The organism is Desulfuribacillus stibiiarsenatis (assembly GCF_001742305.1).
Lineage (GTDB): Bacteria > Bacillota > Bacilli > Desulfuribacillales > Desulfuribacillaceae > Desulfuribacillus_A > Desulfuribacillus_A stibiiarsenatis.
In genome coordinates this window covers 115,671-140,946 of the sequence record NZ_MJAT01000036.1, presented here as the reverse complement: position 1 = coordinate 140,946, position 25,276 = coordinate 115,671, and the positions used below count along the sequence as shown (strand labels likewise).

The following is a 25,276-nucleotide window of genomic DNA, read 5'->3' as shown; positions in this document are numbered from 1 at the left end:
CTTGGATAACAAACAACAACAAGTGGCAGTTCCTAAAAGAGAGACAATCGAAGACAAATATAAATGGGATTTAACCAATTTTTTTACAGATGATGGGGCTTGGGAAGCTCAATATGATGAAGTTAAACAGCTTTTACCTAAAATTGATACATACATAGGTTCGCTAAATCACTCTATTGATTCACTTGTCGAATTCTTGACAATGCGTGAAAAGATTATGATTGGAACAGGACAACTGTATACATATTCCAAAATGAAGTGGGATGAAAATACAAAAGGTCTCAAATACCGTGGGCTTTTTGATCGTGCACAACATTTAAGTACTGAAGTGGAAACTAAATTCTCTTTTGTAGAGCCTGAGATACTTGAACATTTCGAACAAATAGAGTCCTTTATATCACAATCTAATGAGCTCAAAAAATATCAACGATATTTTGACAAAATTAAAAACCATCGACAACATATTTTGTCTGATAAAGAAGAGGCTATTATTTCTGAGGCAAGTGCTCTTTTTCAAGGACCTGAAAACATTTTCAGTGTCTTATCAGATAGCGATATAGAATTCCCTATAGTGAAAGATGAAAATGGTAATGAGAGAAAGTTAAGTCATGGTAGGTTCATTCAATTTCTAGAAAGCTACGACCAACGTGTCCGTAAAGATGCATTCCAAGCTATGTATACTACCTACAGCAAATACATAAATACCTTTGCCACGATTATCAATGCTCATTTAAAAACTGACGTGTTTACCGCGCGCGTGAGAAAATACGACAACTCTTTACAAGCTGCTTTGAAGCCAAATGAAATCCCTGTAGAAGTATATACGAATTTAATTTCAACAATAAACGAGTCGCTCCCTGTACTTCATAAATACTTGTCATTACGAAAACAGCAATTAAAGCTGGATGAATTACATATGTATGATTTATATGTTCCTATGGTACCCAATGTTCAGTTCTCTATATCGTATGAACAAGCGTGTGAATATATGGAACAAGCGTTTCGACCATTAGGGAATGAGTATATTTCAATCATTCAAAAGGCTTTTCAGGAACGATGGATTGACGTTTATGAAAACGAAGGTAAAACAAGTGGAGCTTATTCTTGGGGAACCCATAACACTCCCCCATATATCTTGCTAAATTACCAGGAGAATATCAATTCTGTATTTACACTTGCCCATGAATTGGGACATTCTTTACATAGCTATTATTCAAAGCAAGAACAACCATTTGCTACTTCAGAATACGTTATTTTTGTTGCGGAGGTTGCCTCAACGGTCAATGAAACATTGCTCTTCCATTATTTGTTCCAAAAAACTGAAGATAAAAAATTAAAAGCGTATCTCGTTAACCATTATTTAGAAGGCTTCCGGACTACAATTTTCCGCCAAACATTATTTGCAGAATTCGAAAAAGTCATTCATGAAGCATTAGAGCAAGGGGATGCTTTAACTAGCGAAGATTTGTCTGAAATATATTATAAAATCAACCAAAGTTTTTATGGCGCAGTTGTCATCGTTGACAAAGATATTGCGTTAGAGTGGGCTCGTATTCCTCATTTTTATTACAATTTTTACGTGTACCAATATGCTACTGGCTATTCTGCTGCCACTGCATTAGCACGTAAGATTCTACAAGACGGTGACGAAGCAGTTAAAAAATATCTAGAGTTTCTATCAAGTGGAAGTTCCAAAGATCCGATAGAGCTTCTAAAAGTCGCTGGCATTGATATGACATCTGCTGAACCGATTAAGGCTGCAATAAAAGAATTTGATATGTATACCGATATATTAGCAAATTTATTAAAAGATATAGAAAACGAATTATAAGGCGAACAAAAAAGAAGCAACAGAATGTATTACATCTGCTGCTTCTTTTTTGCATTATCAAAATTTATAAATTTAATGTTGATAGTATTAGCGTAACTAAGGCTATCTCTTCGCTAAAGCTTGGCGAAGCCAAGGTTTCTTTTATGTTTTTCAGCTTTTAAAACACTTATGTAGCAATGCCATCCTTACGTACAATCCGTTTCTCGCCTGTCGAAAATAACCAGCACGATGATCCTGATCAACCTCTATCTCGATTTCTCCAGCTCTCGGAAGTGGATGTAATATCACGCTATTTGACTTGAGCTTGTCCAATAAACCTTTATCCACAACATATTTTCCACTAGCCAATTGATAATCTTCAATAGTTGGAAATCTCTCTTTCTGTATTCTCGTCTGGTACAAGACATCAATTTTTGATGCAATCGAGTTTAAATCATCTACTTCCTGATACCATACTCCTTTTTCTTCTAAAAACTTCTTTACATATTGCGGAATCTGCACATTTTCAGGTGCTGTATAATAAATTTTGATATTATTGAAATACGATAGCAGATAAGAAAGCGAATGTACGGTTCTACCATACGTTAAATCACCAACCATGGCGATTGAAAGACCATCCACATAACCAAGCTCTTTCTTGATTGTATATAAATCAAGAAGCGCTTGTGTAGGATGTTCTCCTGCCCCGTCACCAGCATTTATAATTGGTACTGTCGCTACATCGGCAGCCCGGTTAGCCGCACCAATTTCTGTATGACGTATAACAATTACATCACAATAATTAGAAATAACACGAATTGAATCTTCAATTGTTTCACCTTTAATGGCTGAAGAAAATTGCGCTGCGTTTTCTGTACCAATAATCTTTCCTCCGAGTCTACACATAGCTGACTCAAAAGATAAACGAGTACGAGTACTAGGTTCGAAAAATAAAGTAGTCATAACTTTATTGGAATAAAGATTAGAGCCTCCATTTTTCTCGATTTCTTCCATATCTTCTGATATTCTAATGATCTCTTCTAACTCTAATCGATTAAATTGTTTAGCACCAAGAACATGATATAATGACATTCTTATAAGTTCCTTTCTCGTGTGATATGCATCTATTATAATCAATGTCGTTATGATAGTAAAAGATATATTTTAATTAAAAAGAAATGCAGACCGATTGGAAATCGCTGTCTGCATTCTAATTTAATCTTTTAATTAGTTAAGCTCTTGTTGTAAATTAATATTACGGGAAGGAATGAATGTAGAAATTGCATGCTTATATACTAGCTGCTGTTTTCCTTCTGCTTCAATAATAACCGTAAAATTGTCAAAACCACGAATTAATCCACGAATTTGAAATCCATTCACTAAATATATAGTTACAGGAATATTTTCTTTTCGTAATTGATTAAGAAAAACATCTTGAATAATTATTTGCTTCGTTGTCATAATCGCGTATCCCTCCGCATTTCTTTTTTTTATACTTATTATGTATATTCTCTAATTAGTTAAACTTTCCTGCAATAAGCACATCAATTTTTTCAACTATTGTAGACCAATCCATCTCATCCACATGAAACCATTGAATTCTAGGGTCACGTCTGAACCATGTCAATTGCCTCTTGGCAAAACGACGAGTATTCATTTTAAGTGTTTCTACACATTCCTCTAGACCTATTTCACCTTTTATATACGGAATGATTTCCTTGTATCCAATTCCTTGCATTGCATTGCTAGTCTCAGATATTCCATTATTTAATAAAAATCGTACTTCTTCCACCAGCCCCTTTTGTATCATAATGTCAACTCTTTGATTAATAATTTGATATAATTTAGAACGTTCCATATTTAATCCAATATACAAAAGATTATATGGTGATTCTTTTTTATGAGCTAAAGATGAGAGTTTCTTACCATCTGTGAGATGATATACTTCTAATGCTCGCATAATACGTTTTGTATCATTTGGGTGAATTTTGATAGCTGATTCAGGATCTTGTACTTGCAACATCTCGAAGAGCACTCTTTCACCCTTCTCTTGCATAACTAACTCCAACTCTCCACGGTAAATATCTGACCTTTGTACGTCCGTAAAGCCGTAGTCATCAATTAAAGATTGTACATATAGTCCAGTACCGCCGACTAAACAAGGCAACTTCCCCCGTTTATGAATGTCGGAAATAATAGGTGGGACCATTTCCTTAAATCGAGCAACGGAAAAATCCTCCCGTGGGTCTATTACGTCTATGAGGTGATGTGGAATACCCTGCATTTCATCAATACTAACCTTAGCAGTACCTATGTTACATTCCTTATAAACCTGCATAGAATCTCCAGAAATGATTTCGCCGTAATGTTTTCTAGCAATCTCAACACCTAATTTAGATTTCCCAACTGCCGTTGGCCCAATGATAACTAATAAATTATCCATTAACATCCAACCTCCACGTCTATTACTCCATAGGAAAAGGATGCATTAGATCTATAAATTTCCGTGAAACCTAGTCTAGAAAACTCACGACTTCTTGATGTTTCTTTTAAGATTACTTTTTTCCTTGCTACTCTCTTTGCGTGCTCTACAGATTCTATCGATAAAGGTGAATTACAACAACGACTTTTCATATGTTGAATACTACTAGAAGAGTCGACTGTTCTTCTAAACATTGGATCAAAATACACAACATCAAAAGAATCGTTTGGTGAGTCTTTTAAGTAATCTTCGTAATTTGAACATATCACTTCTATCTTTCTCATCGCTTGTTTGATATCATCGTCTTCAGATTGATAGGTTTGTAACCCTCTTTTGGTAAAGAGTGCTAGCAATTTCTCTGATTCTAACCCAACCACTTTACCTGAAGTAGCTACAAATTGCGAAACTATCGCATCGCTTGCCATACCTAATGTACAATCTAACAAATTTGAAGTAGGCCCAATGTTTAAAAAATCTATCATAGGATCATGTTTTCCAATTTTTAGCCTTTTTATACGAATAATCGACATCCCAGGATGATATTTAATTGGTTCATGGCCTTTTTTATACCATTTAATATTAAGCTGATGATCAAGTACGAATATATCTTCCATCTGATATTGTTCCATTAAACCTAACACTGAAGTTTTATGTCTAGAAACAAAAGGGATTCCCCACTCAAGTGAAAGTTTTTTTGCACCTGGTTCTATTTCTTGTTGGTTTCTAGAAGCTGTTGTCATCATTACATTCATTCTATTAATTCTTCCTTTTAAATAGTTTTTCTAATTCATAAACACTATAATGTATGATGATTGGCCGTCCATGTGGGCATGTGTATGGTAATGACGTATTCATTAAATCTTCGAGTAATTGATTTGTTTCCTCTATTGAAATCCGTTGATTTGCCTTAATTGACATTTTACAAGATAGCTGAATACATGCGTCTTCTTGTAATTCAATCACATCAATTTCTTTTTCTCGTAATATCATACTATCAAAAATAAAAGAAATATAAGTCTGAATACTATCGTGTGGAATCCAATCAGGATATTCGCGAATCACTATCGTTTGCGAACCAAAGCTTTCAAAATTTATACCAAATTTCTCAATTAGCTCTTTTTTTTCCTGAATGATTGTTAGTTCTGTAATAGAATAAGTTAACGAAATAGGTATCAGTAAATCCTGTTTCTTAAACTGATAATTTCTTAGTCGATTCAGGAATCTTTCATAATTAATTCTTTCATGGGCAGCATGTTGATCAATGATATATAAGCCATTTTCGTTTTCTGCTAGTATATAAGTTCCATGAAATTGCCCTATAACACGAAAAGTTTCCTTCGGTTTAATTTCAATAGTTTTAGCTTCTATTAGAGGTTGATTTTGTTCTACGCTTTTATTAATAGGCTTGTATTGGAATTCATTCAGAACATTTTCCGAAGGGTTTAAAGTTAATTGCAAATTCTTACTTTTTTCTTTTACTAGATCAATCTTCTTGTGCACTAAAGGCTGATTGTATTGCGATACTATGCTTGAATGTTTTTTATCTGCTAAGATTTTAGGAATTAATGATTGATTCATTAAGTTCTTATGGATGGTCTCATATAAGAACTCTTTTAATTCTTCTTCTTTGCTAAAGCGTACCTCTAGTTTAGAAGGGTGTACATTCACATCCACAAGTGTGTAGTCCATATCGATATTTAGAATCGTAATTGGAAAACGGTTAATCGGTAATAACGTGTGATAAGCATGGATAATAGAATCTGCAAGTTTCGTACTGCGAACATATCGGCCATTTACGAAAAAAGTTATGTGTTGCCGATTCGCGCGGTTCAGCTCAGGTTTTGATATAATTCCGGATATTGCATAATCCATATTTTCATTTTTAATAGAAATCCATTGTTGGTTTGTCGGAGCACCATACACCCTTAAAACAGTGCTATAGATGTTTTGATCCCCAAAGGTTTGTAGAATCTGTTTTCCATTATGCCACAATTCGAAACTAATATGCGTATGTGCTAAAGCAATTCTACTAATATATTCACTGATGTGCCCTATTTCTGTTGTTAATGACTTAAGATACTTCAAACGAGCGGGTGTATTGTAAAATAAACTTTTAACAGAAATTTCTGTACCAATTGGACAACCAATTGGCTCGTATTTGAGACTTTGGTTTCCTTCAATTCGTATATGTGAACCAATGGTTTCCTGTTGCGTTCTTGTTTTCACTTCTACTTTACTAATGGCAGCAATACTAGGTAAGGCTTCACCACGAAACCCTAATGTTGATATTTTAAATAAGTCTCTTGTATTACGAATTTTACTAGTAGCATGTCTCTGAAAACATAACTGAGCATCAGACGAATCCATACCAGCACCGTTGTCCAAGACTCGTATTAGCTCTAAACCAGCTTGTAATAATTCTATTTTAATTCTTGTACTTTTTGCATCAATGCTGTTTTCTACAAGCTCTTTAACCACAGACATTGGTCTTTCTATCACTTCACCAGCAGCAATTTGATTGGCTATATGATCTTCTAGAATATGAATAATTGACAAGAAATCACCTACTAATTCTTAATCTTAGTTTGTAAACCATGTAATAGGTTCAGAGCGTCTAATGGTGTCATTCGATGAATATCCGCTTTTTGTAATGTTTCAATAATATCTAGATATAGATTTGTATGAGAATCTAAAAATGATAATTGCATAGATGATGTACGCTCTTCTGTTGGTTTAATTTCTGCCTCATGCTTTACGTCATTACTTTCATAATCCTGAAGAAGATATTTCGCTCGATCAATAACACCCTTAGGCATACCAGCGATTTCTGCAACATGAATCCCATAGCTTTTATCTGCTTTCCCTCGTATAATTCTTCTCAAGAATATTACTTTGTTGTCTTTTTCCATACAACTCGCATGGTAATTTTTTAGTTTTACGAGACTATTCTCTAAAGATGTGAGCTCATGATAATGCGTCGAAAATAACGTCTTAGCGTGGATATGATTATGAATATATTCTATTAGTGAGTGTGCTAAAGCCATACCGTCATATGTCGAAGTACCCCGACCAATTTCGTCTAATAAAATTAAACTGCGATTTGTCGCTTCATTGATAGCATCTTTAGCTTCCACCATTTCTACCATAAAAGTACTCTGACCACTAGCTAAATCATCACTAGCACCAATCCTAGTAAAGATTCTATCAACTATTGATAAATTAGCACTCTCAGCAGGAACGAAGGAACCTATTTGAGCCATAATTACAATTAATGCTACCTGCCTCATATATGTGGATTTACCTGCCATATTCGGTCCCGTAATCAATTGTATCTGATGATCTGCAGAGTTTAATAATACATCGTTCGCAACATATTGTTCGTTTTTTAACACTTTTTCAACTACAGGATGTCTTCCTTGAGTGATTTCTAATAACCCATCCGTGTTAAATGACGGCTTTATATATTGATTTTCTAATCGAACAAATGCTAAAGATTGTAGAACATCAATGGTAGCTATAGCCTTAGCAATTGTCTGAATTTGTGGTAAATACTCTATAGCTAATAATCGTAATTCGGTAAAAATTTGATATTCTAAATCAATCAATCGTTCTTCCGCTTTTAGAATTAAATCTTCCTGCTCTTTTAATTCTGGAGTTATATACCTTTCGGCATTGGCTAATGTTTGTTTTCTTTCATAATAGTCAGGCACAGAAGTAATATTGGATTTTGTCACTTCAATATAATAGCCAAAAACCTTGTTATACCCTACCTTTAAAGATTTAATATTAGTTTTATCCCGTTCTTCTTTTTCTAAATTCAATATCCAATCCTTACCGATTTTACTTGTATTTTTATATTGATCTAAGAGTTCGTAATAACCTTCACGAATCATCCCACCATCTTTAACAGAAATAGGTGGTTCTTCTGTTAATGCTTTTTCAAGGATGTCTGTTAAAGCACTTATATCAATAAGTTTTTCATTCATATCTTTTAGTAATTTAGCTTCACAATGATATATTGTATTTTTTACCATGGGTACAATTAATAATGATTTGCTTAATGCTGCTAAATCCCGGGCATTGGCATTCCCGTAAGCTAATTTTCCCATAATTCTTTCGATATCATATACATTTTTCAGTTGATCTTTAATCTCTGATAACAAACAATAGTTATTACTTAGCTCTTCGACTGCATCCAAACGGCTCTCTATATGAGATAGAGACTGTAAAGGATTTTCAACCCAGGATCGTAACATTCTCCCTCCTATTGATGTATGGGTTTTATCTAGTATCCATAGGAGAGATCCTTTCTTTTCTTTCGTGCGAATTGTTTCAATTAATTCTAAGTTTCGTTTCGCATTACCATCTAACAACATTTTATCGTTAGGTATATATCTTTGTATTTGATTGAAATGTTGGCAATCTCTTTTTTGTGTTAGATAGATATATTCTAATAACCACCCAACTGCCAATTTCTCTACCTCGTGAAATAAATGTATATTAATCCGTTCTTGGAAATGCTGAATAAATGTTTGCAACGGTTGAAAACATTTATTAGTATTTTTATATAATTGTGTTGTATAAATACTTGTATCTTCTAATAGTTTCTCCCATTCTTTGTTCTCTTCAATGATAATCACTTCTTTTGGTGCAAATGACATCATTTCATCCATTACCCTTTTAAGAGTGCTATTATCCAGTGAGCAGACAAACAGATCACCCGTGGTAATATCTGCAGCTGCTAATCCATAAGAATCCTGATGTTGAATCATACAACTAATAAAGTGGTTGTTTTTATCCTGTAGCATCTTTTCTTCCATTACAGTGCCAGGGGTAATGATACGGACAACATCTCTTTTTACTACACCTTTAGCTTCCGTTGGGTTTTCTAATTGCTCGCAAATGGCAACTTTAAGACCCTTTTCTACTAGTTTAGATAAATAATTATCTAATGCGTGATATGGTATACCGCACATCGGAATTCTATCTGCTTGTCCAGCATCCCTACCAGTTAATGCTATATTTAAAATTTGTGAGGTAATCTTAGCATCTTCAAAAAACATCTCATAAAAGTCACCAAGACGAAAAAACAAAATACAATCTTGATATTGGTTTTTAATATGTAAATATTGTTCAATCATAGGAGTATATTTAACCATAGAAACCTCCAAGTACAAATATAACTTATTATATCATACTAGAGTGTAAAGAAAACTACGCTTTCACCTAGCTTTTGCGAAGGTAAGCAAGGTATAACTTTCGCTCTATGCCTTGCATAAGTCACGCCTTAAGAGTGCCTTCTCTACTTCATACTTATATTTTTCTAATACTACAAAAAAAAGCAAGTAGCGGCATCAGCTGCTTCTTGCTTCTCTATTGGTTGCCATAACTTCTTTAGACGTCCAATTATTTTTAAAGTCACCAAGCTCATTCCAAATCTCATCTTTATCAATCATATCTCGGAGAATTTTAATATTCTTATAAATATTTATGAACCCAGGGATTTTCTCTAGTTCCTCCCAAGTTTGGATGAAGTACTTTTTTAATAGATTTCTATCAGTAGCGTAGAATTTCTGTTGATTGTTATAGGTTAAGAACAGATCTTTTCTTAACTGTGTGTAGTTCTGAACTATGAAATAGCTCAGATGTAGGGCTGCCTTTGTTATTTTAGGACAAAGGATCCAGCTACTCAATGTTCGATATTCAAAACCACCATGGAACTGTGTGCGTACATCACCAAGGGTCCCATATTTCTTTCTTCTCTTTTTAGCGATCTCCGCATCTTCTATTAAAGAAAAAGGAATGGCTAGATAATTATCTAATGCGCGAACCATTGGAGTGTTTAATTTAACATCACTAAAGTGAATGTGCCCTCCTACAGTGTATCCTTTAAAGGGCATACTTCCTGCTACCCACTCGATACTAGATACATTTACTTTTCTTATTGCATCATTAAAAATTTCATATATATTATCTAGTACAATATCTGGTTTTGTACTAGGATCTGGCCTAATTTCAGCTAATGGTCTTTTCTTTTGATCTCTATTAATTGTCCTCGCATCACAACCTATTTTGCCGTTTTTCGGAAAATATTTAGAAGCAAGTACCATCTTGCCTTTTCTTCTTAACATAAATTCAGCATCTGCACCTATCACAGGTAATGTTCCGTTAAGATCGTTAGTATAATTAACTATAAATTGAACAATCGCTTCGTAATACAGTTTTTTTCTTTTTAGATTTAGAATAGGTGCACTATCGACATTTAGAACCACTCTTTTTTTATCGGAATCTATACCGATCCATACTTCACCAAAATCTAAACCTAAGGAAAAAACTGCTTTTTCAGCCAAACGGGCAACTTTTTTAGTTTCTCTATTGGCATCTTCTAGCACTTGGTAATATTTAGTTAGTGGCTGCTGTGTATTTGCTGATAACCATACTAAATTATCATTGGAACGATAGATAATTAGTGTCTGAAATTGGAAAACGAATATTCGGTAGTTTCTAATTGTTTTAATATTGTTAATTTGATATTTAGATAATCCATTGGGCCTGGCTCCTGTTTTAACAATTTCTGGTATATCAATGTTGTTAAGTTGCAATATTCTAAACATTCGCAGGCGATTATTCGTATTTTCGATTCCGACTGTAGGATTTAATGTATATAAATAAGGATTGTTAGTGTTATGTTCACTTTTTCCCCATTGTATGAGGTATTGTTTATTATTATGCACATGTTGTGATGCAATGTTTTCATTGATTTCCTTTGATAATTGTTTTACAAAGGATTGGTTACTATGAACAATTTTACATTCCACAATGTCTTGTGCCCCCTTTTTACATATCGGGCATTTCATCCCAGCTGCTAAGATATGAAATGTAGTGTGTTAAATTTTCTACTGACTTTTTCTGAATTTCAGGTTCATCAAAACGCATTGGTTTTGCATTGATTTCAATTAAGTACATTCTATATTCTCTACTAATCCCTATATCCATAGATATTTCACCGAAATGAAGACCAAGTTCTCTTTCTAATGTCTCTGGAATAACAACAGCTATTTCATCCAGCTGTTTTTGAAGCTTAGTAATAACTTCTTGTTTTCCGATAGTTTGCGTGAAAATATGAGTTAGATTGAAAATTTCGCCCCCGTTCGGAACATGCGTCATAAATGCATTCGGAGCCGCAACCCTAGCTCCTGCTCCTGTCAATTGCCAGTTACCCTTGGAATTTTTTTGTGCAAGAGCACGAATATCAAAAATACGATTGTTATATTGAAGCAACTCTATACCTTGTTGTATTAAATAGCCCTTATGCCGATGCACCTGAAAAAATTTCATAATGTCTGATTTGCTTTTCAAAGTATAACTGACAAATCCATTATCCTTTTTTGCTTGTAGAGAAAATTTTCGGTCGTTCATTTTTTTAAGACGTAGGATTCCAACTCCTAAAGAATTCCTAACAGGTTTTATATAAAGTGAATCATATAGATTTAACATTTCCTTTAGGGTCTTTAAAGAATATTTTCTGGTGTCTAATAAAAATGGGGTTGCATTGGGATTATTTTGAAGAATATCGTAGGATGTGAATTTATTAAGAAAACACGAATTGAAAAATCTCTTTCCTAAACGGCAATTTAAAATTTCTTTTGCGTTTTGCGACACTTTAAATGCTTCCCAATTTCTTGCAGAAATTTGATTATAGACAACCTTAGGAAATGGGAATACTGCCTTTTGCCAATTTGTTTTCATCCGTCTAGGGTCTTTGGTCAAAATATGTCCAGCAATATATTGATCTTCTTTGACAAGAATATCATCGGGTTGAACGGCCGAGATTAAAAACCCTTGAGTCAGAAGGTTGTATGCAAGTTGATTAAGGACTTCCATTTTACCTTTCTTACTTTTAACAGTTTTCCCTTTCACACAGCATGGATCTAATAAGATACTAATAACTGGTGCCAAAAAAATCGTATCACCAATCTTTTGATACTTTATTATAGTAGTGGGAATCGATAATGGTGATGTTTTTAATAACCTAATTTTACTCACTATATTTTCCTTATATTTTTTGCTGGATAATACGCCTAATTTCTCATTACCCCATTGAATCCTAAGCATTTTGTGATGTATTATTTCGGTTACAGCATGAAATTTGATTGATAGCTCATTTTGTTTGATTTGAATAGTGCATAACATGAACTACACCTCATTTTTTCCTATAAAATTTGCTAGAAATCCAGCGTATTCCATAGGCCTTCTAAAAGATTTTTCTACTAATTCTTGAGTGCCTGTTTTCGTCTCAATCGTTTTCCATGGTTTTGAATTTATTTCAATTAACCATATTTGGCCGTTATCCGTAATTCCTAAATCTAATCCAAGTTCCCCATAATGCTTCTCAGATGACTCTTCTATAGCCTTTGCAATCAATCGCGAAATACTTCTTAGCTGTTTTTTTATATTTGCAATTTGATCTGTAGAAAAATTATTAGTTAAGACATCATCTATGGTTTTTGCTTCTCCGCCACGACTTAAATTCGATGTAATTGAGCCTGGTTTAGATACGCGTGCGAAAATTTTTGTTCGAATCCATTTACCTCGTTCATTTTTTTGCATGAGTACTCGGATATCGACTGGACGCTGCTGATAGTTAATTAATGGTAGGCCTTTCTGGATAATGTACTTTCGTTTGCCTATGATATTACTCAGAACTTCTTCGAGTTTTTTATGATTCGTACATTTACCTTCGACAATTGTTCTACCTTGATATTTATAATGATACACTCCATTATGATAAGTTACTGTTACAATGCCTTCCCCTAAGCTCCCATTTACCGGTTTAATGTATGATACCCCTAATCGTTGTGCCTCATTTGGTATCATAGAAATGCTTCTCACTAGTTTTGTATATGGATTAAATCTTTTCGCAATCTCGTGAGCAGATAAGTATTCGTATATTTCCCATTTATTTAAGTATCCAGGATTAAAATAATTTGGAATATGACTATAGAGTTTTTGTAGAGTTGTCACTACTTTCTGTTTTCTTTCATAAGTTCTAGAGCAGTTTTGATCATACATAACATCAGGAAACGGAAAATATCCTTTTACAATTACATTTCTATCATTTGTAAAATATCCATGAATGAGCTTCCTCTTCCAATCTATATCATCCGCAGAAAAAGCATATGCGCAGTAATGTAGATCTTTTGCATGTTTAAAATATTGGGATAGAACAGCTTTTTGAACTATTGATATACTTCCTTTTTTCTTACCTGGTTTTATAAAAATACCTATTAATGGTCCGAATTTTATGAGCCGTTTACTAGAGTCATACTTAGCTAATATTGTCATATTATCTTTTGGAAGATGTAGTTCTCTGGCGATATCTGGAGATATTTCCATGAAATCATATTGAATGTTTTTTACATAATGAAGGTAAACCGTTGGGATACGTACTGTCTGACTCCCGAATTCTAGGTTCATGTCCCTGCTATAACTGTGAATATCTTGAATTTTACTGGCAGTAATTTTAACTTCGTTTTTTAGTTTATGATTAATTTGAATGACAAAAATCTTGCTTTTACTCACTATAATCCCTCCGGATGCGATGAAGCCAAAGTTCTAAACTGTATATAACAGGGTTTTCTATTGATTTATCTCGCAATGCCACGTCTAGCATTTTTAATGCCTTCCGCCCTGGTCTAGGGTTCACTTCAATAATCCATGGTTTACCATTACGGTCGACACCTATATCGATGCCTAATTCACCATAATCCCCATTTTTAGTCTCTAATGTAAAGGCAGTTAAGAGAGCTACATCTTTAATATGTTGAATTAAATGTTCTGGATCTTGCTTTGTTTTCTTTGCAATTTCTTTTAATACCAATTCTCCGTTCTTAACGTTAGCGCCCTTTGAGATATTGCTCGTAATTGTTTGTTGTTGACCGATTCTAGCTACAATCGCCGTTACTCCCCAGCGTAAATTTGGTCGCTTTTGCAATAACACACGGAAATCTATAATTCTCTGGTTAGATTTTGTAAGATCTATACCTTGTTGAATTAATAGCTGGTTTTGTGAAATAGAAGTCAATATAGAGCGACTAATAAACGCTTTGAACTTCTTTAATCCTTGGAATGTATATCGATTGGTGTTGGTCTGAACTAGATACGTATTGTTTTTGGAAGTAACCTTAATTATTCCTTGGCCCATTGTTCCATTCACAGGTTTAATATAGACCTCTTTGTGACGGTCAAGCATCTCAAGTAAGGTGGATTGTGATTTTAACAAATATGTTTCAGGTAGATATTGATTGATGATTGCATTATCTAATAAAATTTTATGAGTGACATATTTGTCTGCGAACCCTGCATTAAAATGTGTTATTTGTTTGATTTGTCTCAATTTAATACGATCCTGATGCGCAACTCTCCATTGATTGGAGTTTCCGTAAATACCACGATCCATTATTATATCCGGCAACGGCATACGTACATAATTCCAAGTATCTTTTTCAAAACAGTAGTATGCAGCATAGGCTTTCTTTTCTTTAAAATCGATGTTTCCAGGAGAGAATACCATACCTGCTAATCCGTTCTTGGCACAGCGTCTCATAAAATCGATTAATAGCTTATTTTGTTGTCCAAAGTTTCCTGTATGTTCTTCTTTCGCATAGATTCCAAACAAAGGTCCTATTCGAATAACTTTCTTGTTTATCAAGACATGTAAAATTGTCGTTGAATATGGAAATCCAATGGCTTGTGCAAGCAATTTTGATAAAATCAATTGGTTGCCTACGTGGAAACGAATCGGTACTTGTAAATCAATCATCCCAAAACTTACTTCGATGATTTGTTTATCTTGATCAGAAACGAGCTGTTGCCATGTAGTAGGTAATATTATACATAGCTCTTTATCTTCCATAACAGAAATCGGTATCTTATATATGTTCATAATAGAAACCTCCTACAACCATCTAGCAATAGTCTATGCATGGAATAAAATATAAGTGAGCGTAATACTTTATTTGGATAAAAAAAAACGGGCGATTACGCCCTAAAAATAATTAATATTATTCTTCGTCATCAATGAGAATTTCTGTTTCGTCTTGATCGTATTCCTCATCATATGCTTCTTGTTCGTCAATCTCTTTATCCTCTGGTTCAAGAACTAATACCGAAATTTTCGTTTCTCCTACTAATTCTACGAAGAACTCTTTTTCCACTTTAATTCGAATACTTGCTCCATCTAGATCAATTTTTGCTTCTAAACAATTTGGTTGCTGCTTTACTAGGGTAATGACTTCCATTTGATTCCCAGTATAGTTTGTGTCAATTTTTTGTAGAGGAATTTCTTCTACATAAGTCACTAACTCTTTTGCTACTGTTGTTTTGGTATTATTATCATAAGAATACCAAATGTTTAAATCATAACTTCCAGCAACCTCGACAATGTCTCCAACCTTTTCTGAGATACATGTGTGATTAATAACCCAAGCTCCTAAAATACTTGTTGGAACGTTCACTGGTTTCACTATATGGAGAGCTTGCGAATACTTACGACCTTTTGCACATACCGCTTTAGTGAAGATTTCGCGAGTATTGACTTGGTTATCTACATAAACCATAAAATTAACCTCCTCTTTCTTTTCGCTTGCAGATAGAGATATAAATATAAAACTGCAAAGAATAAGCCTATAAAAGCTTTTAGTTCAATTGTATGCAGGTTAGGTTCCTATAGTGCATAAAAAAGCACACATTTTTTAAAAATGTGCGCTTTTTTTTATATTATTTTTAGTGACAGCCGCCACAGCCGCCCCCACAGCCACCTGAACTTTTTTCATTAATTGAGATATTAGGTGAAATCGTTTTTGTAAATATATAAATCGTATCTTTGAGAAAATTTTCTACTTGTTCTTGTAATTCCATGTATTCTGAGAATAAAGGGTTGTCCATTAACTGTTTATATAGATGATCAATTACGCTTTGTTTTTGCACACTATCAATTGATGCATATTGTGCATTTTTTAAATCTTTTAGTAATTTTTGAATCGTATCATGTTGATTTACGAGCTCTTCCACCCTTTTATATCTTTGAATAAACTCTACGTTGGAAAGTTTTTTTGCTAATTGTTCTACTTCATCTAATATTGCCACTGTTTCAATTGAATCATTAGACATCGACTAGCACCCCTTCTAAACTCCAAGTCTTTGCATGCTCGATTTTAACATTTACAAATTCACCAATTAATTTATCGTCTCCTGAGAAATTAACAACCTTATTTGTTCTAGTTCTACCTGTTAGTTTTTCAGCATTTGTTTTGCTATACCCCTCAACTAGGACCTCTACTATCGTATCAAGATAAGCCAAATTTTTCTTTTTGCTAATCTCATTTTGCGTTTCAATTAAAGCCTGAAGCCTTCTTTTCTTATCCGTTTGATTAATTGAGTCGATTAAGTTAGCTGCTGGAGTTCCCTCTCGAGGTGAGTATATGAAAGTGTATGCTAAATCAAATTCTACCTGTTTCACAATATCGAGTGTTTTATCAAACTGCTCCTCTGTCTCATCTGGAAATCCAACGATAATATCTGTACTGAGCGATACATTTGGAATGATTTTCTTGATCATGTCAATTTTCTCTAAATACCAATCCCTAGTATGCTTCCTATTCATTCGCTTCAAGACTTCATCGCTACCTGCTTGAAACGGTAAATGTATATGCTCACATAAATGTTTTCCATTTTTAATGACATTCGTTAACTTTTCGTTGAAATCCTTAGGGTGGCTCGTCATAAAACGTATCCGTGGAATTCCTATAGCATCAATTTTCTCTAGTAACTCAGGAAAATCAATACCCTCTTCTAAATCATTGCCATAGGAATTTACATTTTGTCCTAAAAGCATAACTTCTTTATAACCTAGATCTTTTAAATCTTGTAATTCCTTTAGGATATTCTCAGCTGACCGACTTCGCTCTCTGCCTCGAGTATGTGGAACGATACAATATGTGCAAAAATTATTGCATCCGTACATAATCGTTACCCATGCTTTTAATCCGTCCCTTCGAACACGCGGAAGATTTTCCACTACTTCTCCCTCAGTCTGCCATACATCGACGACGGTTTCCTTTGAAAGTATTGCTTGTTCAATTATATCTGGTAACTTATGTATATTGTGAGTGCCAAATACCATATCTACTTGAGAATATGATCTTAAAATTTTGTCTACTACAGGTTGTTGTTGTGCCATACAGCCACATAGTGCTAACAACATGTTAGGATTCTGACGCTTAAGATGCTTCATGCGTCCAATTTCACCGAAAACTTTATTATCCGCATTCTCTCGAACAGAACATGTGTTGAAAATGATTAAGTCTGCTTGCTGCTCTTCAACTGTAGGCGAATATCCTAATTCGTTTAAAATACCTTCCATAATTTCCGTATCGTGTTCATTCATTTGGCAACCGAATGTACGAAACATATATGTTTTAGGGTTCATTGCTATCACTCCTATTGTGTATAGTTCTTAATTTTTCCTAAGTTTTATCATTATAACAAAAATCACATAAAAAAATAAGATTACTCTCTTCAGAATAATCTCAAAAGATAACTAAGTTCAAAAACTGAATTTATACATCTTCCATAACCTCTTCAATTTTGTCATCAATTACAAGGTTTTTTGCTAAAGTAGCATGGCAATGAGGACAATATGGTAAAGCATCTAAAGCTACTCGTTTACAATTTCCACAGACCATTAGGTTCCCTACAGGTCTGATAAGCAGATAGATTCCTAGTCCTATAATCGAAAAAAAGAAAATTATTATCGCCCAAGCAACACCACCTGTGATACCCGCCCTTGCACTTGCATCACGATAGGCAAAAACAGCTAGAATACTGTTGATTAGAATATATATTCCTAACATTAGTAGCATAACTAAAAAACTATTTCCATTACTAGACGTTGAGTTTGGCTCACTCACTTGAGGAGCGACTAATGATGATTCTACTGGTACCTCCATAGGAGGTTGTTCTATTGGTACGTCTGGTGAAGAAGTAATAAGTAGTACAATTGCAATAGCTACAATAGCTACTACCGAGACCCCTAATAAGATGGCCCAGAATTTAAAATAATTTGATTTTTGTTTATACGATAAAAATGTAACAAGTGAAGTGACGAGAAAAATAATTGCTAATATTCCATATAAAATCGCGACCATAATTATTTTCTCTCCCTTTTTCTCTATAATAACTTTATTGAATCATAATTATATAGAGATAGCTATCTCTTTTTTTCAATACCAATAAAAAAAGGTGACTTTTCCTTATTCATTTGTTTATACAAAATAACTCCATAATCATACGAGTTTAATTTAGTCACATACTCTGAAACTAGATTTGCCTCTTTGTCTCCACCATCATGTCCTGGATATAGAACAACGCTTATAAGTCCAGACGTTTCTAATAACTCTAGACCGGACTCTATTGCCTCTAGTGTCGTATTTGGCTTTGTAATGATGCTTACATCTGATCCTGGAAGATAACCTAAGTTAAACATAATAACTTTTACTTTTGAATGGACGTGCCGCTTTAAATTTTCATGTCCTGTGCACAAGAAATGTATCTTCCGATTCGCATTTATAATCTCTTGAGTACCAAATTTGTGTATAATTTTCTCTTTCGTATTGTTTAATGCTTGTTCTTGAATATCAAAAATGTATAAATGAGCATTTTTTTTCATGTGGTTAAGCATGAATAGCGAGTCATTACCATTTCCAGCTGTTGCATCTACGGCATGACCACCAGATTGAAGTTTTGTTGCTACTAATTGGTGAGAAAATTGAATGACTGGAAGTAGCTTTCTCATCGGATATAATACTCCTGTCCTACACTTGCTATAGTAATTGGACCTTTGAAGTTTTGTTGCGCTTCTTGTAATATCAAATCGGTAGAATAATAAGGCCATAGATGCGTCAATAATAGTTGTTTCACATTCGCTTTATGTCCTAATTCTGCTGCTAACCTTGCAGATAAGTGACCACTATCTGGCTTAAAGTCCTTTTCTAGCATGGTAGCTTCAATTATTAATAAGTCTGCATCAGTTGCAAAGTTAAGAATTTCATTGCAGTACTCAGTATCAGCTGTATATACGATTACTTTATTATGATATGTAAATTTCATAGCATAACAAGGAACGGGATGTTTTGTTTTACAAAACACTATATCTACACCTGAAATATTTAACCGATCGTTACAACATATAGGTTGATAGATTAAACTGTCCTTATATTCGAATTTACTATATTCGCTTTTCAGTTCAATCGGGCCATAGAACGTTAAACTATTCTTAGTAATTCCTAAATGCTTAGGAATATCGATGGCATATTTTAATACTGATAAATCACTTATATGGTCTGCATGCGTATGAGAAATAATAACTGCATCTAGTTTATGTGCCTGAATGTGTTTGTGTAATTGGTGAATCACACCACTTCCACAATCGATTAATATATTTCCATATTCCGTTTGTAAAAGGTACCCAGAAGTACCTCCTAATGCTGATGGAAAAGGGCTATAACAACCTAAGATATGAATTTTCATTATTACACCACCCCTAAATATTAAAATAACACCAGGATTTCTCATGGTGTTATCTTAATATATGAACACTAATAATTTCAACTAATTGTCCATTTTTTAAAGAGGCGGCATTCCCCTCATCCGTATCGACATGAAATTCTAAGGAAAATTTATCGCTTACGCGAATTAACACATTCTCGAAAATAATCGAACGGTCTCCTCCAGTTTTAACAAATACTCGGTCTTTATCTTCTAAGCCATAATTCTCTGCATCTTTAGTATGCATATGAATATGCCTTTGTGCTATGATCACACCTTCATCAATATGAACACTACCATTCGGCCCTATAATTTCCAAACCAGCACTACCTTCTACATCTCCTGAATCACGAACAGGTGGATTAATTCCCAATGTAAAACAATCTGTTCTAGAAATCTCAATTTGCGTTTGTCTTCTGGTAGGTCCTAAAACTCTAACCTTTTCTATGAATCCCTTAGGGCCTTTGATTGTTACTGTCTCTTCAGCAGCATATTGTGCAGGCTGCGATAGAGGTTTAAATGGTGTAAGCTCATGATCATCACCAAAAAGAATGGCAACTTCTCGATCTGATAAATGTATATGTCGATTCGAAATTCCTACAGGAACTTTCATTAAACTTAACACCCTTTCAAATTAGTTTAAAATGAATAACTGTACTAAAACTGTATGATTAAACGCAGTACATTTTATATAACAGCTTACAAAAGAAATATGTACTTATCTTTATTCTAACACGTTTCTAGTCATTCTGCACTCATTTTTTATTAAAACTGTGTAGTTCCTCTTATCATTTTGTACTATAAAGTACTAGTTGCTAAAAACCTATGATATAGCTTTTATTATATACAATTATCTTTTTTTATTGTAAGAAATGCATGTAATAATAAAGTAAAATATTTGGATAAAAAAATAAACCTTAATCAAGAAGGTTTACTTTTCTATAGATAGATTTGCTTCTACTTCATCTTTTTTGACCCTTGCCATTAGGTTCTCAACAGCTTCTTTAGCGTTTTTATTATTGAATAAAATTTCGTATAATTGTGTTGTAATTGGCATTGTTACATGGTGCTTCTTAGATAATTCATAGGCTGCTTTCGTTGTTCTTACGCCCTCTACAACCATCTCCATTTTAGCTATTGCTTCCTCTACTGTATTACCTTCTCCGATTAGTTTGCCAGCTCGGTAATTACGACTATGAATACTCGTACATGTAACAATCAAATCACCAACTCCTGCTAGTCCAGCAAATGTTGATGGATCCGCACCTAAATGTACACCTAGCCTAGTAATCTCCGCTAATCCTCGCGTTATCAGAGCCGCCTTTGCATTGTCCCCATATCCTAAACCATCAGAAATTCCAGCACCTAATGCGATAATATTCTTGAGAGCGCCACCAAGTTCAACTCCAATGGTGTCAGTGTTTGTATATACACGGAAATTTTGATTCATAAACATATCTTGGAACGTTTCTGCTACTGTAATACTTTTTGAGGAAATAACTACTGTTGTCGGTTTACGTAAAGCAACTTCTTCGGCATGACTTGGCCCTGACAAAATAGCTAAATTTTCAGGAAGGAGTTTAGGCATATAAGTAAGTAGTATGTCGGAAACACATAAAAGTGATTCGGGATCGATACCTTTAATCGCATGGACTATTTTGGTCTCATTAGATATCCATTGATTAATAATTGGTGCAAGATCATACAAAGAATGAGACGGTGTAACCAAAACAATATATTGGTTTTTGGTTAATGCCATTTCAAGGTCAGTCGTTGCAATTAAATTGTGTGGTAAAGGAATGTCTTTAATGTACTTTGGATTCATATGATACTGATTGATAAATACAGCTTGGTCTTGAGAGCGAGTCCACAAGGTCACTTCCTGCTGATTATCAGCAAGGACCATCGACAAAGCAGTACCCCAACTACCTGCTCCTAATACAGTAACTCCGTACTTCATACATACACCTCGTTAATATTACCTTGATTTTTCGCCGAACTTTCTCTCCGTACCTTTTAGTAATCGCTTGATATTTTCTTTGTGACGTAGACAAACTAGTATCGCAATTAAAATTGTAAAAATAATATATGATAGCGAGTAACCTAAAAATATAACAAATATCGGTATTAAAATTGAAAAAACAATGGATGCTAGCGACACATATCGAGTAGTAACCAGAAGAATGCTTGCAATAAGTGCTGAGTATAGTGCTGGCCAGAATACCAAGCTAGCAACAACACCAATTGTTGTTGCTACGCCTTTACCGCCTTTAAATTTCAAATAAATTGGCCAATTATGACCTACAATTGAAGAAATACCAGCTACTATCATCACCAACGGATCTCCAGATGAGATAAACTCAGCAATTAGGACCGACATCACACCTTTTAACCCATCAAAAATAAAAACAATGATACCCGGCCCTACTCCTAAAACTCGCAAAGTATTGGTTGCTCCAGCATTGCCGCTACCAAAATTCCGAATATCTATACCAGCCCAATATTTACCTACTAAATAACTGAAACTAATACTTCCTAATAAATAACCGATTAAATTGCTTGCAATCATTTCTCCTATACCCCTTTAAAATTCGAGCTTACTAAAAATTACTTATGTTTTTTGTCGGACAAAAAATTTGATTGGTGTAGCTTCAAAGTTAAAACGCTCACGAAGTTTATTTATAATAAAACGTTCATAGGAAAAATGTAATAACTCTTGGTCATTCACAAAAATTACAAATGATGGTGGCTTTACAGAAACTTGAGTCATATAATATATCTTTAATCTTCTGCCTTTATCAGTTGGTGGTGGGAAAATCGCCATAGCATCCCTTAAACATTCATTAAGTAAGTGTGTTTCAATACGTAAATTATGTTGTTCGGCGGCAAATTTAACCATCGGTAATAAAGTATGTAATCTTTTCTTCGTTAATGCTGATAAAAACACAACTGGTGCGTAATCCATAAATATAAATTGTTCATGGATTTCTTTAGTCATTCGATCATATGTCTTATCGTCTTTTTCGACTAGATCCCACTTATTCACAATAAATATGCAAGCTCGTCCTGCTTCATGAGCATAGCCTGCAATTTTTTTATCTTGCTCAATGATTCCCTGGGCTCCATCAATAACTATTAAACAAACGTCAGCATTCTCTATAGCAGACATTGCACGTAACACGCTGTATTTCTCTATCTTTTCATAGACCTTCCCACGTTTTCTTATTCCAGCTGTATCGATTAAAACATAGCGCTGATCATCAGCCTCAAACGGTGTATCGATAGCATCTCGAGTAGTCCCAGCAATATCACTTACAATTACCCGATCCTCACCTAAAATTGAGTTAATAAGAGAAGATTTGCCAACATTTGGTCTTCCAATAACAGCAACACGTATTACATCTTCATCATAGCTGTTAAGTTCTATGTTAGAAAAATGATCTGTTACTGCATCTAATAAATCTCCTATCCCAATACCATGTACAGATGAAACCCCTACTGGATCTCCAAAACCTAAAGAATAAAATTCAATCGTATTATTTAACATTTCTGGATTATCAATCTTATTAACTGCTAACACAATCGGCTTATTCGAACGATACAATAGTTTTGCTACTTCTTGATCTGAAGAAGTAATCCCCATTGTTCCATCAACAACAAAAACGATTACATCAGCTTCATCGATTGCTATTTGAGCCTGCATACGAATTTGGTTAATAATCTTATCATCATCGACTATCTCTATACCACCTGTATCGATAATATTAAATTGGTGATCTAACCAATCCGTCTTTGCATAGATTCGGTCTCTTGTTACCCCTGGCTCATCCTCTACTATCGACAAACGTTCTCCTATAATTCGATTAAATAACATAGACTTTCCAACATTCGGTCTTCCTACGATTGCCACTACATGTTTACGCAAAAAAGTCACACCCTTTCATATCGTTGTGAGCGGTGTAAATGCATTTGATAATCTTCTTCAAAGTATGATGGTTTATAATCAGGAAAAGAACAATTATAGATTTGTTCTAATAGCCCCTTTGGTGTTGTAGGTACAACACCAATAGGTTTCCTGATAGTTTCTTCCACATCACAAATCGTCAAGTTGTCCAAAAAGACATCTTCATCATCTTTTAACATTACATCTGGAATAATAATTTCGTCGACATTGCAATATCGGTCTAGCTCTTTTATTGTTTCCCACTCTTGAATAATATCATAACCAGTAACTAAGCCAGTAACAGTTACCTGTTGTCCAAAATATCTATTAGGTATCACATGATACAAAATCTCCACGTCTTTCAGTTGATTAGTCAAAATTGCTGAAATATTTCGTATCATCGACTCTGAAGAATTCCCAGTGAATAATAAAATTCTTTTGGGTTGATTATTATAGGTTGGTAACTTATCCATATAATAATTAAATTCATCTAAGAATAATCGTAATAGCCCGATCCCATTCTCCGTTTGCTCAAACGAATCATACATAATTGAATTAGGTACTTCTTTACCTGCTATTACATAGAACTCATCAGCAGCATATACAAAAGCAGCACCAAAATCTTGAATGTTTTTCTTTTGCCAATTTTCTATTTGCTTAATGGTAAGTTCCGCTAACTCCTTACTAATCGGTGCAATATTGGGTAAGTTTTCTCTATAATCTGTCAAACCAACTGGTACAATCGAGAGAGTCTTTACAAAAGGAAATAATCTTCTCAAATCACCTATAGTACGATCTAATTCAACTTGGTCATTGTACGAAGGACATAGCACGACTTGTGTATGCACTGTGATACTATGGTCAGTCAAATATTGAATTTGATTCATTATTTCGCCTGCGCGCTTATTTCCTAACATATTTCTTCGCAAATCAGGATTTGTTGTATGTACTGAGATATTAATTGGTGATAGATGGTATTGAACGATTCTTGATAGTTCATCCTCTTTTACATTCGTGAGTGTAACAAAGTTACCATGCAGAAACGATAAGCGATAATCGTCATCTCTAATCTGTAAGCTACTCCGCATATTGGGTGGAGTTTGATTGACGAAGCAAAAAACGCATTGATTATGACACGTACGTAATTTATCAATCGTTGGCGTCAACCATTCAACACCTAATGGTTCATCATAATCCTTATCAACCTCTAATACCCATATTTCACCAGACTTCTTTTTTACTTCTAACTCTATATATTCATCACTTAATAACATATGTAAGTCTATAATATCAACAAAACTCTGGCCGTTTACACTAAGAATAGCATCTCCCGGCTCTAAATTTATTTCTTCTGCTAGGCTTTCAGGCTGAACTTTTGAAATGATGGACAAAAAGTCATCTCCTTAGTACTTTAAACATACATTATTTAATTATC

Annotated in this window: 22 protein-coding genes; 1 reads left to right on the top strand and 21 read right to left on the bottom strand. The window is 34.2% G+C overall.

What is annotated here, in order from left to right:
- The first annotated feature begins 1 nt into the window (after window position 1).
- The gene (pepF, locus tag BHU72_RS12160; RefSeq protein WP_069702900.1) at window positions 2–1,831 is read left to right on the top strand and encodes an oligoendopeptidase F; all 1,830 of its coding nucleotides are present in this window, start codon (window positions 2–4) and stop codon (window positions 1,829–1,831) included.
- Window positions 1,832–1,981: 150 nt separating this feature from the next.
- Here pepF and pyrB read toward each other — a convergent pair whose 3' ends face one another.
- The 21 genes from pyrB to BHU72_RS12055 form a co-directional block, all read right to left on the bottom strand.
- Window positions 1,982–2,902, bottom strand: coding sequence for an aspartate carbamoyltransferase (gene pyrB, locus BHU72_RS12155; protein WP_069702899.1), 921 nt, complete (start codon window positions 2,900–2,902; stop codon window positions 1,982–1,984).
- Between the two features lie 135 nt (window positions 2,903–3,037).
- Entirely contained in the window at window positions 3,038–3,271 is a 234-nt protein-coding gene (gene hfq / locus BHU72_RS12150; protein WP_069702898.1) for an RNA chaperone Hfq, read from the bottom strand.
- A gap of 55 nt (window positions 3,272–3,326) precedes the next feature.
- Window positions 3,327–4,253, bottom strand: coding sequence for a tRNA (adenosine(37)-N6)-dimethylallyltransferase MiaA (gene miaA, locus BHU72_RS12145; protein WP_141709313.1), 927 nt, complete (start codon window positions 4,251–4,253; stop codon window positions 3,327–3,329).
- The gene (locus BHU72_RS12140; protein ID WP_069702896.1) at window positions 4,253–5,044 is read right to left on the bottom strand and encodes a class I SAM-dependent methyltransferase; all 792 of its coding nucleotides are present in this window, start codon (window positions 5,042–5,044) and stop codon (window positions 4,253–4,255) included. The genes miaA and BHU72_RS12140 overlap by 1 nt, the downstream gene beginning before the upstream one ends.
- A gap of 4 nt (window positions 5,045–5,048) precedes the next feature.
- Complete coding sequence (gene mutL / locus BHU72_RS12135) at window positions 5,049–6,848, bottom strand: DNA mismatch repair endonuclease MutL (protein ID WP_069702895.1); 1,800 nt, start codon at window positions 6,846–6,848, stop codon at window positions 5,049–5,051.
- Between the two features lie 11 nt (window positions 6,849–6,859).
- Window positions 6,860–9,451, bottom strand: coding sequence for a DNA mismatch repair protein MutS (gene mutS, locus BHU72_RS12130; protein WP_069702894.1), 2,592 nt, complete (start codon window positions 9,449–9,451; stop codon window positions 6,860–6,862).
- A gap of 195 nt (window positions 9,452–9,646) precedes the next feature.
- Window positions 9,647–11,110 carry a putative amidoligase domain-containing protein gene (locus BHU72_RS12125; protein WP_069702893.1) on the bottom strand — a complete coding sequence of 488 codons (1,464 nt, stop codon included), beginning with the start codon at window positions 11,108–11,110 and terminating at the stop codon, window positions 9,647–9,649.
- A 19-nt stretch (window positions 11,111–11,129) separates the two neighbouring features.
- Window positions 11,130–12,485, bottom strand: coding sequence for a YheC/YheD family endospore coat-associated protein (locus BHU72_RS12120; RefSeq protein WP_069702892.1), 1,356 nt, complete (start codon window positions 12,483–12,485; stop codon window positions 11,130–11,132).
- A gap of 3 nt (window positions 12,486–12,488) precedes the next feature.
- Window positions 12,489–13,874, bottom strand: a complete 1,386-nt coding sequence (locus BHU72_RS12115) for a YheC/YheD family endospore coat-associated protein (RefSeq protein WP_069702891.1) — start codon at window positions 13,872–13,874, stop codon at window positions 12,489–12,491.
- Window positions 13,867–15,237 carry a YheC/YheD family endospore coat-associated protein gene (locus BHU72_RS12110; protein ID WP_069702890.1) on the bottom strand — a complete coding sequence of 457 codons (1,371 nt, stop codon included), beginning with the start codon at window positions 15,235–15,237 and terminating at the stop codon, window positions 13,867–13,869. Before BHU72_RS12110 ends, BHU72_RS12115 begins: the two co-directional genes overlap by 8 nt.
- Before the next feature lie 118 nt (window positions 15,238–15,355).
- The gene (gene cotE, locus BHU72_RS12105) at window positions 15,356–15,910 is read right to left on the bottom strand and encodes an outer spore coat protein CotE (RefSeq protein WP_069702889.1); all 555 of its coding nucleotides are present in this window, start codon (window positions 15,908–15,910) and stop codon (window positions 15,356–15,358) included.
- A 166-nt stretch (window positions 15,911–16,076) separates the two neighbouring features.
- Window positions 16,077–16,463: a YlbF/YmcA family competence regulator gene (locus BHU72_RS12100; RefSeq protein ID WP_069702888.1), complete on the bottom strand. Its 387-nt coding sequence runs from the start codon at window positions 16,461–16,463 to the stop codon at window positions 16,077–16,079.
- A complete protein-coding gene (gene miaB / locus BHU72_RS12095; RefSeq protein WP_069702887.1) occupies window positions 16,456–17,781 on the bottom strand; it encodes a tRNA (N6-isopentenyl adenosine(37)-C2)-methylthiotransferase MiaB in 1,326 nt (441 codons plus the stop codon). The genes BHU72_RS12100 and miaB overlap by 8 nt, the downstream gene beginning before the upstream one ends.
- Before the next feature lie 130 nt (window positions 17,782–17,911).
- Window positions 17,912–18,499, bottom strand: coding sequence for a hypothetical protein (locus BHU72_RS12090; protein ID WP_069702886.1), 588 nt, complete (start codon window positions 18,497–18,499; stop codon window positions 17,912–17,914).
- 62 nt (window positions 18,500–18,561) lie between these two features.
- The gene (gene mnmM / locus BHU72_RS12085) at window positions 18,562–19,146 is read right to left on the bottom strand and encodes a tRNA 5-(aminomethyl)-2-thiouridylate-methyltransferase MnmM (RefSeq protein ID WP_069702885.1); all 585 of its coding nucleotides are present in this window, start codon (window positions 19,144–19,146) and stop codon (window positions 18,562–18,564) included.
- Window positions 19,143–19,880 carry an MBL fold metallo-hydrolase gene (locus BHU72_RS12080; RefSeq protein ID WP_069702884.1) on the bottom strand — a complete coding sequence of 246 codons (738 nt, stop codon included), beginning with the start codon at window positions 19,878–19,880 and terminating at the stop codon, window positions 19,143–19,145. The genes mnmM and BHU72_RS12080 overlap by 4 nt, the downstream gene beginning before the upstream one ends.
- 49 nt (window positions 19,881–19,929) lie before the next feature.
- Window positions 19,930–20,511: a phosphate propanoyltransferase gene (gene pduL, locus BHU72_RS12075; protein ID WP_069702883.1), complete on the bottom strand. Its 582-nt coding sequence runs from the start codon at window positions 20,509–20,511 to the stop codon at window positions 19,930–19,932.
- Window positions 20,512–20,829: 318 nt separating this feature from the next.
- Window positions 20,830–21,858, bottom strand: a complete 1,029-nt coding sequence (locus tag BHU72_RS12070) for an NAD(P)H-dependent glycerol-3-phosphate dehydrogenase (RefSeq protein ID WP_069702882.1) — start codon at window positions 21,856–21,858, stop codon at window positions 20,830–20,832.
- A gap of 18 nt (window positions 21,859–21,876) precedes the next feature.
- Complete coding sequence (plsY, locus tag BHU72_RS12065; protein ID WP_069702881.1) at window positions 21,877–22,467, bottom strand: glycerol-3-phosphate 1-O-acyltransferase PlsY; 591 nt, start codon at window positions 22,465–22,467, stop codon at window positions 21,877–21,879.
- Window positions 22,468–22,509: 42 nt separating this feature from the next.
- Window positions 22,510–23,823, bottom strand: a complete 1,314-nt coding sequence (gene der / locus BHU72_RS12060; protein WP_069702880.1) for a ribosome biogenesis GTPase Der — start codon at window positions 23,821–23,823, stop codon at window positions 22,510–22,512.
- A 5-nt stretch (window positions 23,824–23,828) separates the two neighbouring features.
- Entirely contained in the window at window positions 23,829–25,232 is a 1,404-nt protein-coding gene (locus BHU72_RS12055; protein WP_069702879.1) for a DUF512 domain-containing protein, read from the bottom strand.
- Window positions 25,233–25,276: the final 44 nt, after the last annotated feature.